This window comes from Pseudomonas sp. TKO26 (assembly GCF_003225665.1).
Lineage (GTDB): Bacteria > Pseudomonadota > Gammaproteobacteria > Pseudomonadales > Pseudomonadaceae > Aquipseudomonas > Aquipseudomonas saponiphila.
On the sequence record NZ_QKLN01000075.1, the window covers coordinates 1 to 414 of the forward strand.

At 47.3% G+C, this 414-nt stretch carries 1 protein-coding gene; it reads left to right on the forward strand.

Annotated elements, in window-relative coordinates:
• Positions 1-167: 167 nt before the first annotated feature.
• Positions 168-414: Ig-like domain-containing protein (locus DNK59_RS31515; RefSeq protein ID WP_177431331.1), on the forward strand; the 247-nt coding region annotated here is incomplete at its 3' end.

Consider the following 414-nt stretch of genomic DNA (forward strand, 5'->3'; position numbering starts at 1 on the left):
TTGATAGTCAAATCATCACCTTCAAGCAAAGCACCGATCCGCAGTAGCGCAGCCTACCCTACAACCTCGATGGCTCTTGTAACTATGTGCCCAATCCCGAGTAAAATGGTTAAAACAGCTTCACTGTTGTGGTTCATAATGGCAACGTCGGCATTGATACCATTACGGTGACTGTTAATGTCACTCCAACCAATGATACGCCAGTGGGTGAGGATGTTAGCACTGAAACTCAAGAAGAGACTGCAGTAAGCGGTCAGCTAACAGCGACCGATGTTGACGGCGATAACTTAACCTTCAAGCCAGGCACCAATCCAAAAAACGGCAGAGTAACTATTAATGCTGATGGCTCGCGGGAGTATGTACCCAATCCTGAGTTTAATGGTGAAGACAGCTTCACGGTTGTGGTCGATGAGG